The sequence below is a fragment of the Carnobacterium sp. GW821-FHT04C06 genome (genome assembly GCF_059420345.1).
The window spans coordinates 357,938-375,213 of the sequence record NZ_JBWKTN010000002.1 but is presented as its reverse complement, the minus strand read 5'-3'; the positions used below and the strand labels follow the sequence as shown (position 1 = coordinate 375,213).

At 36.8% G+C, this 17,276-nt stretch carries 14 protein-coding genes; all 14 read right to left on the bottom strand.

Annotated elements, in window-relative coordinates; genetic code table 11:
• Positions 1 to 19: 19 nt before the first annotated feature.
• A complete protein-coding gene (locus AC07SW_RS05110; RefSeq protein WP_034570864.1) occupies positions 20 to 1,063 on the bottom strand; it encodes a diacylglycerol kinase in 1,044 nt (347 codons plus the stop codon).
• A gap of 41 nt (positions 1,064 to 1,104) precedes the next feature.
• Positions 1,105 to 2,535 (bottom strand): Asp-tRNA(Asn)/Glu-tRNA(Gln) amidotransferase subunit GatB, encoded by a 1,431-nt coding sequence (gene gatB / locus AC07SW_RS05105; protein WP_034570867.1) that lies wholly within the window; start codon positions 2,533 to 2,535, stop codon positions 1,105 to 1,107.
• Positions 2,536 to 2,549: 14 nt separating this feature from the next.
• Positions 2,550 to 4,001 (bottom strand): Asp-tRNA(Asn)/Glu-tRNA(Gln) amidotransferase subunit GatA, encoded by a 1,452-nt coding sequence (gatA, locus tag AC07SW_RS05100; protein ID WP_494632380.1) that lies wholly within the window; start codon positions 3,999 to 4,001, stop codon positions 2,550 to 2,552.
• On the bottom strand, positions 3,998 to 4,303 hold the full coding sequence (gene gatC, locus AC07SW_RS05095; RefSeq protein WP_034570873.1) for an Asp-tRNA(Asn)/Glu-tRNA(Gln) amidotransferase subunit GatC: 306 nt from the start codon (positions 4,301 to 4,303) through the stop codon (positions 3,998 to 4,000). The genes gatA and gatC overlap by 4 nt, the downstream gene beginning before the upstream one ends.
• A 151-nt stretch (positions 4,304 to 4,454) precedes the next feature.
• Positions 4,455 to 5,606 carry a CamS family sex pheromone protein gene (locus AC07SW_RS05090; RefSeq protein WP_034573634.1) on the bottom strand — a complete coding sequence of 384 codons (1,152 nt, stop codon included), beginning with the start codon at positions 5,604 to 5,606 and terminating at the stop codon, positions 4,455 to 4,457.
• Positions 5,607 to 5,610: 4 nt separating this feature from the next.
• Positions 5,611 to 7,635 carry an NAD-dependent DNA ligase LigA gene (gene ligA, locus AC07SW_RS05085; RefSeq protein ID WP_494632379.1) on the bottom strand — a complete coding sequence of 675 codons (2,025 nt, stop codon included), beginning with the start codon at positions 7,633 to 7,635 and terminating at the stop codon, positions 5,611 to 5,613.
• 23 nt (positions 7,636 to 7,658) lie between these two features.
• Complete coding sequence (gene pcrA / locus AC07SW_RS05080) at positions 7,659 to 9,884, bottom strand: DNA helicase PcrA (protein ID WP_494632377.1); 2,226 nt, start codon at positions 9,882 to 9,884, stop codon at positions 7,659 to 7,661.
• Between the two features lie 214 nt (positions 9,885 to 10,098).
• Entirely contained in the window at positions 10,099 to 10,857 is a 759-nt protein-coding gene (locus AC07SW_RS05075; protein ID WP_135022618.1) for a YibE/F family protein, read from the bottom strand.
• The gene (locus AC07SW_RS05070) at positions 10,854 to 11,906 is read right to left on the bottom strand and encodes a YibE/F family protein (RefSeq protein ID WP_238329372.1); all 1,053 of its coding nucleotides are present in this window, start codon (positions 11,904 to 11,906) and stop codon (positions 10,854 to 10,856) included. Before AC07SW_RS05070 ends, AC07SW_RS05075 begins: the two co-directional genes overlap by 4 nt.
• A gap of 151 nt (positions 11,907 to 12,057) precedes the next feature.
• A complete protein-coding gene (locus AC07SW_RS05065; RefSeq protein ID WP_119907743.1) occupies positions 12,058 to 12,705 on the bottom strand; it encodes a GntR family transcriptional regulator in 648 nt (215 codons plus the stop codon).
• Positions 12,706 to 12,735: 30 nt separating this feature from the next.
• Positions 12,736 to 14,004 carry a phosphoribosylamine--glycine ligase gene (gene purD / locus AC07SW_RS05060; RefSeq protein ID WP_135022616.1) on the bottom strand — a complete coding sequence of 423 codons (1,269 nt, stop codon included), beginning with the start codon at positions 14,002 to 14,004 and terminating at the stop codon, positions 12,736 to 12,738.
• Positions 14,005 to 14,075: 71 nt separating this feature from the next.
• Positions 14,076 to 15,608 carry a bifunctional phosphoribosylaminoimidazolecarboxamide formyltransferase/IMP cyclohydrolase gene (gene purH / locus AC07SW_RS05055; RefSeq protein WP_135022615.1) on the bottom strand — a complete coding sequence of 511 codons (1,533 nt, stop codon included), beginning with the start codon at positions 15,606 to 15,608 and terminating at the stop codon, positions 14,076 to 14,078.
• A gap of 22 nt (positions 15,609 to 15,630) precedes the next feature.
• Complete coding sequence (purN, locus tag AC07SW_RS05050; protein ID WP_494632376.1) at positions 15,631 to 16,212, bottom strand: phosphoribosylglycinamide formyltransferase; 582 nt, start codon at positions 16,210 to 16,212, stop codon at positions 15,631 to 15,633.
• Between the two features lie 2 nt (positions 16,213 to 16,214).
• The gene (gene purM / locus AC07SW_RS05045; protein WP_463685212.1) at positions 16,215 to 17,255 is read right to left on the bottom strand and encodes a phosphoribosylformylglycinamidine cyclo-ligase; all 1,041 of its coding nucleotides are present in this window, start codon (positions 17,253 to 17,255) and stop codon (positions 16,215 to 16,217) included.
• Between the last annotated feature and the right edge of the window lie 21 nt (positions 17,256 to 17,276).

Here is a 17,276-nt window from a genome sequence, read left to right as displayed (position 1 = left end):
AAAGCTCATTTATTGATTTTTAATTTTTTTCTTCAGATTCAGGCTTAGAAATGATGCCATCGCCATTAATATCTTCATCTGTCAAGCCTTCAACTTCTTTGATAAAGGCTTCTTCAGCATCTTCAAAAGCCTCATCTTCTGCTGTTACAGCATCATTTGGAATTGCATCCACATCGCCAAACATTTCAATATGCTGAATTAAATTAGTGAAGGTCATTGGGGCATCTCCACCATATTCTCCATCTAAATTAATCATCATTTTTGAATCATCTAGTGGTTGGGCTTTAACCATCTTGGTTTTTGTGTACAGTACTTTAGGATGGTCAATGTGTTTTCCACCATTTAGCATTAACGCGATTAAGTGTAGCAATTCTACAACATTGGCTGTTTTTACAACAATTAGTGAAAAATAACCATCATCTAAATGGGCATCTGGTGCGATTTGTTCAAAACCGCCAACAGAATTGGTTAGTCCTAGTAGAAACATGGAGGCCTTTCCTTCAAAAACCCCTTCATCATACTCGATTTTCATTGGAATTGGTTTGATTCTTGGCAACATTTCTGCGCCTTTTACTAAATAAGCTAAATAGCCAAAAACTGATTTTAATTGGGATGGAACGTCATAGGTCAGTTCCGTTAAGTAACCGCCACCTGCAATGTTGATAAAATAGGTGTCATTTGCTTTTCCAATGTCCATTTTCACCGTTTGTTTCTTTGTGATAACCCTAGCAGCTGCAACTACATCATTTCTAGGAATATGAAGTGCTCGTGCGTAATCATTTGTGGTTCCCGCCGGAATAATGGCCATTTTCGGACGGTTTTCAAGTCCAGCAATGCCATTAACCACTTCATTGATCGTTCCATCGCCACCAGCTGCTACAATCAATTCAAAGCCATCCTTTGCTGCTCGTTCAGCTTCATTTCTGGCAGAATTAGGCTCTGGCGTCGTGGCATAAGCACTTGTTTCATAACCCTCAGCTTCAAGAATTTGTAAGATGTCGACTAAATTTTTCTTTAAGACTTCTCTTCCTGAAGTTGGATTGTAAATGACTCTTGCTCTCATATAAATCCTCCTCATGGAAAGTTTCCTCTCCAATATAACTTCTATCGTTTACTTAATTCTTGATTTAACAATTGGTTCACAACGCCTGGATTCGCTTGTCCTTTTGTCGCTTTCATGATTTGGCCTACTAAGAAACCAACTGCACGATCTTTCCCATTTTTGAAATCTTCAATTGATTGTGCGTTGTTATCTAAGACTTCATTTATCATTGGCAATAGTTGTGCTGGATCTGATAGTTGGACTAATCCCTTAGCTTCAACGACTTTCTTCGCATCTCCACCGTTTAGGATTAATTCACGGAAAACTTTTTTCGCAATTTTAGAACTAATTGTTCCATCAGCGATTAACGTAATCATACCTGCTAAGTTGGAAGGTGTTAATTTTGTATCGGCTAATTCAAGTCTTTCGCTGTTTAAATAGGCAGAAACTTCACCCATCAACCAGTTAGACGCTTGTTTTGCATCTGCATTTTCTGCTAATGTTGCTTCAAAGAAATCAGACATTTCTTTTGTTAACGTTAGTACCATAGCGTCATATTCAGGTAAACCAAGCTCTTCGACATAACGTTTGCGACGAGATGCTGGCATTTCTGGAATGGCATTTTTAACGCGTTCAATCCACTCGTCATCAATGACGAAATTAGGAAGATCTGGTTCTGGGAAATAACGGTAATCACTTGAACCTTCTTTAACACGCATTAAAATTGTTTCACCTGTTGTTTCATCAAAGCGGCGTGTTTCTTGTTGGATGATGCCACCTGATAAGAGCACACGTGCTTGACGAATTTCTTCGTGAGCTAAGCCACGTTTAACAAAATTAAATGAGTTTAAGTTTTTAAGTTCTGCTTTTGTTCCAAATTGTTCTTGGCCAATTGGACGAAGTGAAATATTGGCATCACAACGCATTGAGCCTTCTTCCATTTTCACATCACTGACACCTGTAAATTGTACGATTTGTTTTAACGCTTCTAAATACGCGTATGCTTCTTCTGGTGAGCGCATGTCTGCTTCTGATACAATCTCGATTAAAGGTGTTCCTTGACGGTTTAAATCAACATATGAATAACCATCTGTTCCATGGTTGTTTTTCCCAGCATCTTCTTCCAAATGAACACGTTCAATTCTGATTTTCTTTTTAACGCCGTCTACTTCAATTTCAATCCAGCCATCATAGCCGATGGGTTTATCAAATTGAGAAATTTGGTAGGCTTTGGGATTATCGGGATAAAAATAGTTTTTACGATCAAATTTTGTGTCTTTAGCAATTTTACAGTTTAAAGCTAACGCAGCTTGCATCCCAAAATCGATGGCTTGCTGATTGACTACAGGCAATACGCCTGGGTATCCCCAGTCAATCACATTGGTATTCGTGTTTGGTTCTGCTCCAAAATGAGCAGGGGATGGCGAAAACATTTTAGATTCTGTTTTTAATTCTACATGGACCTCTAGTCCGATTACTGTTTCAAAGTTCATCTGGTTTTCTCCTCCTACAAGTTTGGTTTTTCTTTATGAAATTCAGTTGCTTGTTCAAATGCGTAAGCAGCTTGATAAATCGTTGCTTCATCAAAATGTTTTCCAATCAGTTGTAACCCAATTGGCAAGCCATTTGAAAAACCACAAGGAATTGAAATCGCTGGTACACCGGCTAAGTTAACTGGAACGGTTAAGATATCGTTCATATACATCGTTAATGGGTCGTCCATGTTTTCGTCTAAATTAAAGGCAGTTGTCGGCGTTGTAGGACCTAAGATTAGATCGTAGTCATTGAAGACTTTTTCAAAATCTTGTTTGATCAATGTACGAACTTGGCCTGCTTTTTTGAAATAAGCGTCATAATAGCCTGAGCTTAGTGAGAAGGTTCCAAGCATGATACGACGTTTTACTTCCATTCCAAAGCCTTCTGAGCGGCTCATTACATATAAATCATCTAATGATTTTGCTTCTGGCGAACGGTAACCGTAACGTATGCCGTCAAAGCGTTGCAAGTTTGATGAAGCTTCACTTGATGCAATGATATAATACACGGCAATCCCATATTTTGAATGCGGTAAGCTAACTTCTTCAACCGTTGCACCTAATTTTTTATAGGTTTCAATTGCTTCAAGAACAGCGTTTTTAACGTCCTCAGCTACACCTTCTTGTAAATATTCTTTTGGAACACCAATCTTCATACCTTTGATGTCTTGGTTTAATTTAGCTGTAAAATCCGGTACTTCTGTTTTAGCGCTCATTGAATCGTTGGCATCATATCCACTGATTGCATTTAGCACGTAGGCATTGTCTTTTACTGTACGTGTAAATGGTCCAATTTGATCTAAACTTGAAGCAAAAGCAATCAAACCAAAGCGCGAAATACGACCATAAGTTGGTTTCATTCCAACAATACCCGTAAAGGCTGCTGGTTGACGAATACTTCCACCGGTATCACTACCAAGTGAAATTGGAACTTGTCCAGCCGCAACGGCTGCTGCTGATCCACCTGAAGAGCCACCAGGAACTTTTGTTAAATCCCATGGGTTTTTGGTTTGTTTAAAGTAAGACGTTTCTGTACTTCCGCCCATTGCAAATTCATCCATGTTTAATTTTCCAACTGGAATCATGTCTGATTCATATACTTTATTCATAACCGTTGCATCATAAATTGGAATAAAATCTTCCAACATTTTACTTGCTGCAGTTGTTTTGATATCTTTTGTAACAATATTATCTTTAATTCCGATTGGCATTGCTGCTAAAACATTGGATTCGTCAATGCCTTTTTCGTCTAGTTTTTTAGCTAACGCTAACGCTTCTTCTTTACTGACTGTAATAAAAGCGTCTACTTTATCTTCCGTTGCTTCGATACGGTCAAAGGTAGCGTTCATTAAATCTACGGCAGTAATCTCTTTTGAAATCAATAAGTCATGTAATTCGGTTAAGTCTTTCTCTAATAAACTCATGCTCCAGCCTCCCCGTTATCCATAATTGCTGGAACTTGAATTAGTCCATCTTTTTCTGTTTTTACATTTTTAAAGAGCTCTTTACGATCTGTTCCTTCAGTTGCAACGTCAGAACGCATTACATTTACTGTTTCTAGTGCATGTGTTGTGATGGGTACGCCAGTTGTATCGATGGCTTCAAGTTGTTCAACCATTCCAATGATTTGATCCATTTGCTCTGTAAAATGAGCAATCTCACTATCTTTAAATGCTAGCTTCGATAGCTTAGCAACGTGTTTTACTTCTGATTCAGTAATTGCCAATTTTATTCAACCCTCTTTCTTCTTTTCTTTATTCCAAATTGGAAACTCAGTTCCTATTCTATCATAAACCGCTTAAGGGCACTATCTTATTTACAAAAAAAGTGAAGTAAAGTAGGAAACTTTACTTCAACTTCTGCTATTTTTAAGATAATTAATCGAAAACATGAGATTGAAATTCTTTTTCCCCACTATCCCGATTTAAGAAGGCTTCCATTCCATCAATTGAATTAATCGAGATTTCAATTGGAATATTCGGCGGTAAATATTTTGATGCATTGTCTGACACGTGTTGTGTTAAGGCAATGATTTCAGATTGACCGTAAAATTGAGTCGTTACGGTTGCCTTCATTTTAATCAATTGATCTCCACTGTATGTCGCTTCTGCGGTAACACCATTTAAATTTGGGAAGAAGCTTTGAACTTGAGATTTAAAGTTTTCAAAACTCGTTGTCTCATTACTGGTTTCGCCATCTGTTCTTGGGAATATCACTTTCTTTTCGTTAATGTCTTTCCAGTTAGCAACAGTTGCAGCGCCATCTTTGCTAACGCCTTCGCTAAAGAAAACACCGCCAGCTAAACTATCTTTAGGCGTTTGTTCAAAAAGACCTACTGTAATTGGAATATTTCCTAAGCCTTCCATTTTACGCAAACGTGCAACAATTTCATTTGCCATTTTCTTCCCTTCAGCTTCTAAGTTAGCTCGTTGGATGTCGGTTTTAAATTCTGCTCCGTATTGTACTTTTTGGTAATAATCGACACTATTTAATGCTAAGCCAATACTTATACCTGCTAATTTAAAGTTATCGCCATCTTTTACCATGTAATTTTGTTCTAAAATTTGGCTTAAATATTTAGGTGCACGCTTATCTGGTTCAAGTTCCCCATTATCTACTGGATTCAATCCTTCAGGATCACTCACTGTTAAATCAGGTTCTGGATTATCGCCTGAGCTACGTTTTATCCACTTAGAAATTGTTTCCGCATCTAGTTGCTGTCCTTCTTGAAAATAGTAAGTGTCCGTTGGGAATTCTGAATGAGACAGATTCATTAAACCTGTTTCAAATGCCTTGATGTTGTATCCTGAGTTTAAACTTAAACTAACCCCTCTTGATTGACTCACTTTGTATTGCCCATCATTAATGACGTTTCGATAATAGTCCTTAGACAATTGACTAGTAGTTGCTTTCGCCTTTTCACTTGTTGAAGTATCTGTTGTTGTCGTTTGATTGTTTCCTGTAACGTCACCACATGCGGTTAAAAGCAATCCACATGACGCTGCTAACACTATTAATTTTCGTTTCATCAAGTTATTCCTCTCCTTCCAGTTGTTCTAGTAATTGATCTTCATTCCAAACCGTAATTTCTAACTTTTCAGCTTTTGCTAGTTTACTACCCGCATCCGATCCTGCTACGACAATATCCGTTTTTTTCGATACGCTTCCCGTTACATTGCCACCAAGATTTTCAATTCGAACTTTGGCTTCTTCTCGCGTGAAATGCGTTAGTTTTCCAGTTAAGACAATCGTTTTCCCATTGAATACTGAATCACTTTGTACGACTTCGTTTTTTTTCTTTCCTAAGTAATCTAAATTCACTTGCAAAGTTGCTAATTCGTTTATCAATTCCGTTACTTCAGGTAATGAAAAATAAGTTTGAAGACTTTCTGCAATAATGTCACCTATTCCATCGATTGCTAAAATTTCTTCTTTCGTTGCTTGACGGATTCCAGTCATTGAGCCGAACTCTTCTGCTACCAATTTAGCAGCCTTAGCACCAACATGACGAATCCCTAAGCCGAATAATAAGCGCTCAACTGAATTGCTTCGACTATTATCGATCGCCGCCAATAGATTATTAGCTGATTTTTCTTTGATTTTATCTAGTGTAAGCAGTTCTTCAAATGTGAGTTTATACAAATCTGCTACATCGTGTACAAGGTCTTTTTCGTACATTTGAATGATGACTTTATTGCCTAGACCATCGATGTTCATTGCATTTCTTGAAACAAAATGAGACAGGCCTTCCGTAATTTGAGCAGGGCATTTTGGGTTCATACAACGCAGTGCGACTTCTTCTTCTAAGTGAACCAATTCACTGTCACAAGCGGGACAATGGGTTGGGATTTGGTAAGGTTCACTTGTCTTTTCACGTTTATCAAGGACTACTCTCGTTACTTCTGGAATAATATCTCCTGCTTTATGAATAACAACTGTGTCGAGTAAACGAATGTCGCGCTCTTTAATTAAGTCTACATTGTGTAAGCTTGCTCGTTGTACTGTTGTACCAGCTAAACGAACGGGGTCCATAATAGCTGTTGGTGTTACAACTCCTGTTCGACCTACTGTCCATTCAATTTCTCTTACAATCGTCTGAGCTTCTTCTGCTGGAAATTTATACGCAATAGCCCAGCGGGGGGCTTTAACTGTGAAACCTAGTTTTTCTTGTGTTGAAAAACGGTTGACTTTGATTACAATTCCATCAATTTCATAAGGTAATTCGCTTCTTTTTTCATGAAACGCTTCGACATACTGACACACTTCTTCTATTGATTGACACAACTTGCGTTCATGATTTGTTTTGATGCCTAATTCGTCTAATTGATTTAAAGCTTCTTCTTGACTAGTCGCTGTCAATTCACCAAAGTCAGCTACTGTGTATAAAAAAGTACTCAGATTACGCTTAGCCGCTATTTTAGGGTTTAACTGGCGCAAACTACCTGCTGCCGCATTTCTTGGATTAGCAAAAACATCTTCGCCATTTTCTTCTCGTTCTTTATTTAATTTTAAAAATGAAGACTTTGGCATATAGCATTCGCCACGAACTTCAATTGAATAAGGTTTTTTTAAGCGGAGTGGGACTGATTTCACCGTTCTGATATTCTGCGTAATATCTTCGCCAACTGTTCCATCTCCTCTTGTAGCTGCTTGAACTAGTTTTCCTTCTTCATATTTCAACGACACTGCCAGTCCATCAATCTTTAACTCGCAAATGTATTCAACCTCTCCTTCAACTAATTTTTTAATTCGTTGATCAAAATCAAGCAAATCGTTTTTATTGAAGGCATTGCCTAAACTTAGCATTGGAATTTCATGAACTACTTTTGTAAAGCCTGGTAAAACAGTGCCACCCACTCGTTGGGTTGGGGAATCTCCAGTTACTAAATCGGGAAATTCCGTTTCAAGTTCAACTAAACGGTGATAAAGTTTATCGTATTCATGATCCTCAATGGAGGGGTTATCTTTTACATAGTATTCATAACTATATTGTTCTAATTTAGTTCTTAATTGAAAAACTTCTTCTTTGGCTTGATCAAATGAATACTTTTCAGTCATTTAAGACCCCTCTTTTCTTAATTTTAAGCTTTTTCGATTGGTGCAAAGGCTGCTAATAAACGTTTAATTCCTTGTTCAGGAAAAGCAATATCTAATTCTAAATTATTCGCGTCACCGCTGACTTTAACAACTGTTCCTGTTCCCCATTTTTTATGAAGTGCTTTGTCGCCAACAGACCAACCTAATTTTTCCGCGCCGCTTTCTGTTTTGCTTGAAACAGGCGATTGGTAAATACTACTTGTGGCTTTGGTAGCTTGCATTCGACTAACTGGACTGCCGCTACTTCTAAAGGGTGTATTCCCAGTAAATTGGTTACCAGACTCTAAAGCTTCTTCGCTAATTTCAGCGATAAAACGAGAGGCTGGATTAGCTTGCGTGCGTCCATACAACATCCGTGAATAGGCATTTGTAATGTATAATTTTTGTTCCGCACGAGTAATCCCAACATAGGCTAAACGACGTTCTTCTTCTAGTTCATTTTCCTCCATCAAGGCTCTTGAAAGTGGAAAGACACCTTCTTCCACACCTATCAAGAAGACGATGGGAAATTCAAGACCTTTTGCTGCGTGAAGAGTCATTAGGGTTACTTCACTGGTTTGTTCTTCTTCTAGATTATCTAAATCAGAAACAAGTGCTAGATCCGTTAAGAAGGTTAATAAACTTTTGTCTTCCGAACTATCTTTTTCAAATTGCTGCGTTACAGATAGAAATTCTTGAATATTTTCAATTCGAGTTTCAGATTCTAAGGTTTGTTCTGCTTTTAAGGCTTTTAAATAACCACTGCGTTTTAAAACTTCTTCAACTAATTCTGTTACTGGCAGGTATTCTTGCATTTGTCTTAAGTCTTTCATCATAAAACCAAATGCTTCCAATTCCCCTGCAGCTTTTCCAGCAATTGGTGTAATACTCACATTAAGAGCTGTTTCAAGCATTGACCAACCATATTGATTTGAAGCTGTTCTTAATTTATCAACGGTTCCTGGACCAATTCCTCGTTTTGGAACATTTACAACCCGTTCAAAGCTCATATTGTCTTCCGGATTTGCAATTAATCTTAGATAAGCTAAAACATCCCGAATTTCTTTGCGATCATAGAATTTATGTCCGCCGACCATTTTATAGGGAATATTGGATTTCAACAGGTTTTCCTCAATAACACGGGACTGTGCATTCGTACGGTACAACACGGCAAAATCGCCATATGCTAAACCACGTTCGCGCATTTCTTCTTGCATTTTTGACACAATGTAACGAGATTCATCGTGTTCGGATTGACCTCGATAATAGGTAATTTTTTCTCCATCATCATTGTCTGTCCATAATTTTTTCTTTTTACGATTGCTATTATTGCCAATCACATCATTAGCCGCTTTAAGAATCATTTTAGTTGATCGGTAATTTTGCTCTAGTAAAACAACCTCTGCGTCAGCATAATCTTTTTCAAAATTCAAGATATTTTCCATATTTGCACCACGCCAGCCATAGATACTTTGATCGGCATCTCCCACGACACAAAGGTTTTTAAACCGTTTCGCTAATAAATTAACAAGTGTGTATTGTGCATGGTTGGTATCTTGATACTCATCCACATGAATGTAATGAAATTTATTTTGATAATAATCTAACATTTCGGGGCTATCTTGGAATAGACGAATTGTTAGCATAATTAAATCATCAAAATCTACTGCTTGATTGCGACGTAGCTCTTTTTGATAATCATCATAGCAATCGGCGACTATTTTTTCAAAAGGACTGCTTGCAGTTTCACGGTAATCATTGGGTGTCATCAACTCATTTTTTGCATTGCTGATTTGACTTAAAATTGCACGAGGATCATATTTTTTTGGATCAATATTACGTTCTTTTAAAATACGTTTCATCAAAGTTTGTTGCTCGCTTGGATCACTTATAGTGAAGGCTTTATTGTAACCGATTTTATCGATGTCACGACGTAGCATGCGGACACACATTGAGTGGAAAGTAGAAACCCAAACATCATTGCCTCCTGTTTTCATTAAACGAGCGACCCGTTCTTTCATTTCTTTAGCAGCTTTATTTGTAAATGTGATGGCTAAAATATTCCATGGATTTACTTGTTTTTCTTCAATTAAATACGCGATACGATGTGTCAACACGCGTGTTTTTCCACTACCAGCACCAGCCATAATCAAAAGAGGCCCTTCTGTGTGAATCACAGCTTCTTTTTGACGTGGATTCATTCCATTTAATAAATCATCTCTTAATACCAATTAATAACATCCTCCTATTTCAAGCAATTTCGTGAACGTTAGACGTTTTAAATCCATTGGATCGAATTTTCAAAAACTAGACACTATCTGCTCATTTTATACATTAGTCCATTATAGCAAAAAAACACGAAAACTTCTTTAAAAAAAGAATAAGAGTTTTCAAACTATCCAATAAAAAAGACGAAGCTTTTTTAGCAGCTCGTCCTTTCTTCCGTTACGTTTTTTCTACCTTTGTCAAAACCATTGATGTGAGCCAAGCCGTAATTGGAATAATCAAAATAGCACCAATTCCAATACAAAGAACAGATAAAACTTCCGCCATAAATACTTTGGAATTAATAATAGTTTCAAAAGAATAATAAATATCTTTAAACCAAAGAATAAGCGCTAGGTATCCTCCTACAAACGCAAAAAATAAGGTGTTAGTGGTGGTGCCTAAGATATCTTTTCCAACCGTCATACCTGATTTAAAAAGATTTTTTTTAGTCAACAATGGATTATGGAAGTAGATTTCGTTCATTGCAGAAGCAATTGAAATTGCTGTATCGGTAACTGCTCCAATCATTCCTAACAAAATGGTTGAAATCCCTACTTTTATAAAGTCAATTCCAATATAGAATGAAAAAGTGCTTAGTTCTTCTACTTCTTCTTCACCAAATCCTTGGATTTTGGCAAACTCCATTAACCCGTAAACCAAGATGAATAAAATAAAAACCGTCATTAAAGTTGCCACAAAAGCTGTCTTTGTCTTTAAATTGACTTCATTAATGTAAAACAAATTGACACAGCTTACTAAAATACAGGCAATAAAGGTTAAGAATATCGGGTCTTTTTCATAGACCGTTAATAACATCATCATAAAAACAATGACAAAATTTAAAAATAAGGCAATAAAAGATTTAGTTCCCTTTTCTCCACCAATTATTCTCATTAAAATAAATAAAATAATAGCAAGACCCACTAGTACAGTCATTTGATCCCGCCTTTCTTATGGATGAAGTAAATAGAAATGTACAACCCAATTGGAATCGTCAAGACAATCCCAATACTTCCTGCTAAAGCTCGTACTAGTTCTAACGATAAATTCATTGAAAGTGTGTAACCAATTGCGGCACCATTTTTTAAATACAGTAAGACCATTGGAACTGCCCCACTAATATATGCAAAAAACAGTACATTTGTCATGGCCCCCATAATATCCTTGCCAATCTCCAGCCCTGATTTCACAAGGGCTTCTTTAGAAATCTCTTTATTTTTAGTAACCAACTCCTGTACTGTTGATGCCATAATAATAGCTACATCCATTACTGCACCTAGCGAACCAATCAATACTCCTGCTAAAAAAACTTTTCGAGGTGCACGAGTTAAAAATTGCATTTCTTCGTATCTTAACCCTCGATCACCAAGTAGGTTCATCACTCCGTAAGCAATGAAAAAGGAAATAAACGTTCCAATTAACGTGGAAATAATTGCGGCATAGGTTTTCCTGTTGTTTCCACTGACTAAAAAGAGTGAAATCACCGTAAATAGTACAACCATTCCCATTGAAATAATCAGTAAATTGCCATTTTCAGAACGAATATAATAATCAAGTACAATTGATAAAATCACAATGTTTAGAATCAAACTAATAATTGAAAAAACGCCACTTTTTTTTCCAACAAATAAAGCAGATAGTAGGAAAATCCATCCGACAATTAACAAATATTGATCTCGCTTAACACCATCAATAGAGCCTTCCAAAGGTGTTTTTGATTTTTTTGAAATGGAAACAAAAAGTTCATCTCCAACTCGGTATTTTTCATCATGAGCCCCTGATAAAGAATACTCATTTTTCAATAAAATTTTATCGCCTTGATGAGCGCCATTTTTTACAATCCCTGTCAATTCTTGCGTTGTGACCAGATCTTTATTATGTGTTGCATCCGTTGTCTCAACTGACTTTACAACGGTATTTTTTGTTATTTTCACAACCGTCTGTTGATATAAATGCGCATTATGCGTTACAAAAAACCACGACAAAAGGACACTCAAAAAAAGAATACCTACAAAAAAAATTGTTTTATTATTTTTCAAACAATCGCCTCTCTCATTCAAACAAAATAACCACAATCTCTATAGTAGCATTGCGGTTACAAAAAAATTCATATAATAGAAAATTCTTAGTTAAATTTTAATCATTTAAAACACTTAATACTAACTGATTAACTGCGATTCGGACTTGTTTTCTAGCCAGTCCAAATTGTCTTTTTCTTAGAAGATCTACAATTAGAGAATAGTGATGAATTTTTTTAGGAATATTTTTTTTCAATATACAGGCTAATTCAGAGTCTTTTTGTTGGTGAAGACTACGAATCGTATCCATAACACTGCTCATCATGTAATCATTTTTCCCGCTTTGTAAAAACACACGAATCAGTTGACGCTCTTTTTCGTCATATAACTGAACGTCACCTTGTTCAATACAGGCGATCATCTGATTCAATAAACAATCTAATTTAGGAAAGTCAAGTTGAATCTCTTTTAGTTCTATAAAATGAAGTTGATGAACAATCATCAATTCAATATACTCTAGTCGGTCAGCGTATTCTTTAAATTTAATTTTAGGTTCTGTTACCACTGCACCTTTATGAGGAATAATCGTTAAATAGCCCTCTTCTTGTAGCTTTAAAAAAGCATTTCGAATAGGCGTCCTACTAATTCCTAAACAAGTTGAAATCTTTTGTTCTGTGATATGCGTTTGTGGCAACCATTCTTTTGATTGAATCTGTTCCTTTAAATAATGATACGCAACTTTTTCTAAGTTTTTCGACCTAGGCATAATGAATTCCCACCAACTTCAGTATTTATTTCAATTCTGTTTCATTGCTTTTTTCCCGATATCCATTCGATAAAAGGTTCCTTCAGTATCCACTGCTTTCAATTGCTGATAAGCTTTATCTGCAGCTTCCTTTAAGGTATCACCTTGAGCTTCTATTAAATAGATTCTACCACCATTTGAAACTAAATTTCCAGTTTTATTTTTTTTGACTCCTGCATAATAAACTTGTACCTCTTCAAGTTTCGTTAAATCAGGTAGTATTATTTCTTTTTGATAGGCTTCTGGATACCCATCACTTGCAATGACAATGCCAATATCATATCCTTTTTTTTGCCATTCAACAACTGGAACTTGATTATTTAATAAATCATCAATGAGTTGTGCAAAATCACTTGTTAAGCGATTTAAGACAACTTGCGTTTCTGGGTCTCCAAATCGAGCATTGAATTCAATTACCTTGACTCCCTTTTCAGAAGCAATAAGGCCTGCATATAAAATCCCAGTGAATTCTCTTTCTTCAGAACGCATTCCTTGTACGGCAGGCTTTAAAACTTTTTCAACAGCTTCTTCAATCATGCTCTCGGGGATTTGTGGAACAGGTGAATAGGCTCCCATCCCTCCTGTGTTAGGTCCTTTATCTCCTTCATAAGCTCGCTTGTGGTCCTGGGCAATCGGCATTGGATAAATTTTATTATTGCTTACAAACGCCAATAATGAGAATTCTTCGCCACTTAAAAATTCTTCAATGACTACTCGCTTTTCTGCTCCTGAAAATTTCCCATCTAACAACATATCTTTTAATGCTAACGTTGCAACATTCATATCTTCAGCAACTACGACCCCTTTTCCAGCTGCTAATCCGTCTGCCTTAATGACAATTGGCGTTCCTTTTTCTTCTACATAACATAAAGCTTGTTCATAATCTGTAAATGTTTGGTAAGCTGCTGTTGGAATTTGGTAGGTTGTCATTAGCTGTTTAGCAAAATCTTTTGAACCTTCAATCAAAGCTGCTTTTTTAGTTGGTCCAAATATTTTCAATCCTGCTGCAAGAAAATCATCCACAATTCCATTCATTAATGGCATTTCTGGCCCCACAAAGGTCCAATTAATCCGTTCTTTTTTAGCGAACTCTATCAACGCTGCGTGATTGTTTTCTTCAATATCAACAAGCTGAATGCCGTCTTGTTGCATCCCTTCATTTCCTTTTGCGCAATAAACAGTTGATACTTTCGGGCTTGCTGCTAATTTTTTACATATCGCGTGTTCTCTTCCCCCACTACCAATTACAAGTACTTTCATTATTATCCCGCCTTTGATTGATTTTATAAGAATGCAAAAGCCTTTACTAAAACTAGTAAAGGCAGGTTTTATTAGTGTCTAAAATGTCTAACCTTTGTAAAGACCATTGTGATACCGTATTTATTTGCCATTTCAATTGATTCTTGATCTTTAATACTTCCGCCTGGCTGAATAATCGCTTCAATTCCATGTGTTGCCGCATATTCAACACTGTCACTCATTGGGAAGAACGCATCACTTGCTAGAACTGCTCCTTCTAATTTTCCAGCAGCCTGTTCTAACGCAATTTTAACAGATCCTACTCGGTTCATTTGGCCTGCACCAATCCCTAATGTATGGTGGTCATTTGCTACTACAATTGCATTGCTTTTCACATGTTTCATGACTTTCCATGCAAATTCCATTGCTTTTAATTCTTCAACTGTCGGTATTCTTTCCGTTACAACGTCCCATTCAGGAGCTTCTCCTAATAATAAATCTTGTTCTTGAATAAGCAGTCCACCTAACACACTCACTTGTTCTGTCCCTTTTACAACCGGCTGTTCAAAATTCAAGGTCATCAAACGGAGATTTTTTTTCTTGGTTAGACATGCTAAGGCTTCCTTCGTATAGCTTGGAGCAATAATAATTTCTAAGAAAATAGTGTGTAATTTTTCAGCTGTTGCAAGATCTACTTCGCGATTTAGCACAATAATCCCACCAAAAATGGAGACTTTATCTGCTTGATAGGCGTGTTCAAATGCTTCATAAATTGTTTCTCCAATTCCAACACCACATGGGTTCATATGTTTCACTGCTACCGCTACTGGTTCACTAAACTCTCTTGCAATTCGAATCGCAGCATCCGCATCTTTAATATTATTATAAGACAGTTCCTTGCCGTGAATTTGTTTTGCATTCGCAATTGAAAAATCAACCGTTAAAGGGTCTTCATAAAAACTAGCTTTTTGATGACTGTTTTCACCATAGCGAAGACTTTGCTTACGATCATAAGTAAATGTTACTTTTTCAGGCGCCTCTTCTCCAACTAAATCTGTTAGATAGTTCGCAATCAGTGCATCATAACTAGCAGTATGACGAAATACTTTGGCAGCTAAACGCTCTCTTGTTTTTAAAGTTGTTCCACCATTTTCTGTCAATTCGGCAATCACAAGAGCATAGTCAGCAGGATCTACTACAACAGTAACCGAGGCGTAATTTTTCGCTCCGCTTCTAAGCATACTAGGCCCACCAATATCAATATTTTCAATCGCATCTGCTGTCGTCACATCTTTTTTCAGAATGGTTTCTTTAAAGGGATAAAGATTTACACAAACGAAGTCAATTGGTTGAATGCCATACTCCTCCATTGCATTTGTATGACTCACTAAGTCTCTACGTCCTAGCAAACCACCATGAATTAACGGATGTAAGGTTTTAACTCTGCCATCCATCATTTCAGGGAAGTTGGTAACTTCCTCAATCCCAATCGTTGGAATTCCCGCCTCTACTAAAACTTGCTTTGTGCCACCTGTTGAAATAATCTCTACTTGATTTTCAACTAATGCTTTTGCAAATTCAATAATTCCTGCTTTATCTGACACACTGATTAACGCTCTTTTCATTTTGAAAAACGCCCCTTTATGTTTAATTTCCAGTTTTTTTAATCGCCTGAATGACTTCTTGAACCACTTCTGGATAAAGCTGATGTTCTGCTTGATGGATTTTTAATTCCAAACTTGCTAATGTTTCATTTTCTTCTATATTAACTCTTTTTTGAGCTAAAATGGGACCTGTATCCACGCCATTATCAACATAGTGTACCGTCACGCCAGTTTGCTTAACTCCTGCTTCAAAAGCATCTCGAATGCCATGCAAACCTGGAAATTCAGGAAGTAAGGCAGGATGGATATTTAAAATACGATTTGGATAAGCATTTAGTAAAGTTGGACCAATCAAACGCATATATCCTGCTAAAACAAGCATCTCCACTTCTTTTGCTTCCAGTTCTTTTAAAATTTCTCTTTCATATTCAACTTTATTTGCAAATTGTTTCGGTGAAAAAGACCGAACTGGAATTTGTAAGCTTTTTGCTCGCTCTAAAACATACGCCTCTGTGCGGTCAGAAAAAACCAACACAATCGCACCTTCAATTTCTCCTTGATTCATGCTTTTCGCAATCGCTTCAAAATTACTTCCGTTTCCAGAAGCAAAAACGGCTATTTTCATCCCTACACCTCTTCTAAAATCAATGCTTCATCCGTTCGTTTCGTAATCCATCCAATAACTGAAGCTGTTTCTCCGGCCTTTTTCAATTGTTCTAAAACGCTTTTAACGTCATCTTTTGAAACAGCAATTACCATTCCTATCCCCATATTGAAGATCTCGTACATCTCATGAGCAGGAATAGTACCGTAAAGTTGCAATGCTTGAAAAATAGGCAATACATCCCAACTTCCCAACTGCACATGGGCAGCTAAATTATTAGGAAGCATCCGTGGAATATTTTCAACAAACCCGCCACCAGTTATATGAGCGATTCCATGAATTTTTCTTTCTTTGATTAATGGAAGCAACGCTTTAACATAAATTTTAGTGGGTGTTAATAAAATAGATCCTAATGGTTCACCTTTTAATTCGGGTAATATCGAGTCATAATCAAACTCATTTTGTTCAAAAAAAACCTTACGAACTAATGAATACCCGTTTGAATGAATCCCACTTGAAGCAATACCTATCAAAACGTCCTCTTCTTTAATATCCGCTTTTTTTATCAATTGCTTTTTTTCTGCTACACCAACAGCAAAACCAGCTAGATCATAGTCATCATCGTTGTACATACCAGGCATTTCTGCAGTTTCGCCACCAATCAAAGCAGCTCCTGCTTGAATGCACCCTTCACTTACACCTGCAACTACTTTTTCCAAACGAACAGGAACATTTTTTCCTGTCGCTATATAATCTAAAAAATAAAGAGGTTCTGCTCCTTGGGCCACAATATCGTTTACACACATTGCCACACAATCAATTCCAATTGTGTCATGTTTATCTTGTTGAATAGCAATCATTAACTTTGTTCCAACCCCATCTGTACCTGAAACCAAAACAGGTTCCTTTACATTTAATTGGGTTAAATCGAAGCAACCACCAAATCCACCAATTACATCCATAACACCTTTGCGTTCTGTTTTTTTCACATGTTTTTGAATGCGTTCAACGGTTTCATATCCAGCCTCAACGTCTACTCCTGCTTTTGAATAAGCATTTGCCATTATCTAATTCCCTCCAAATTC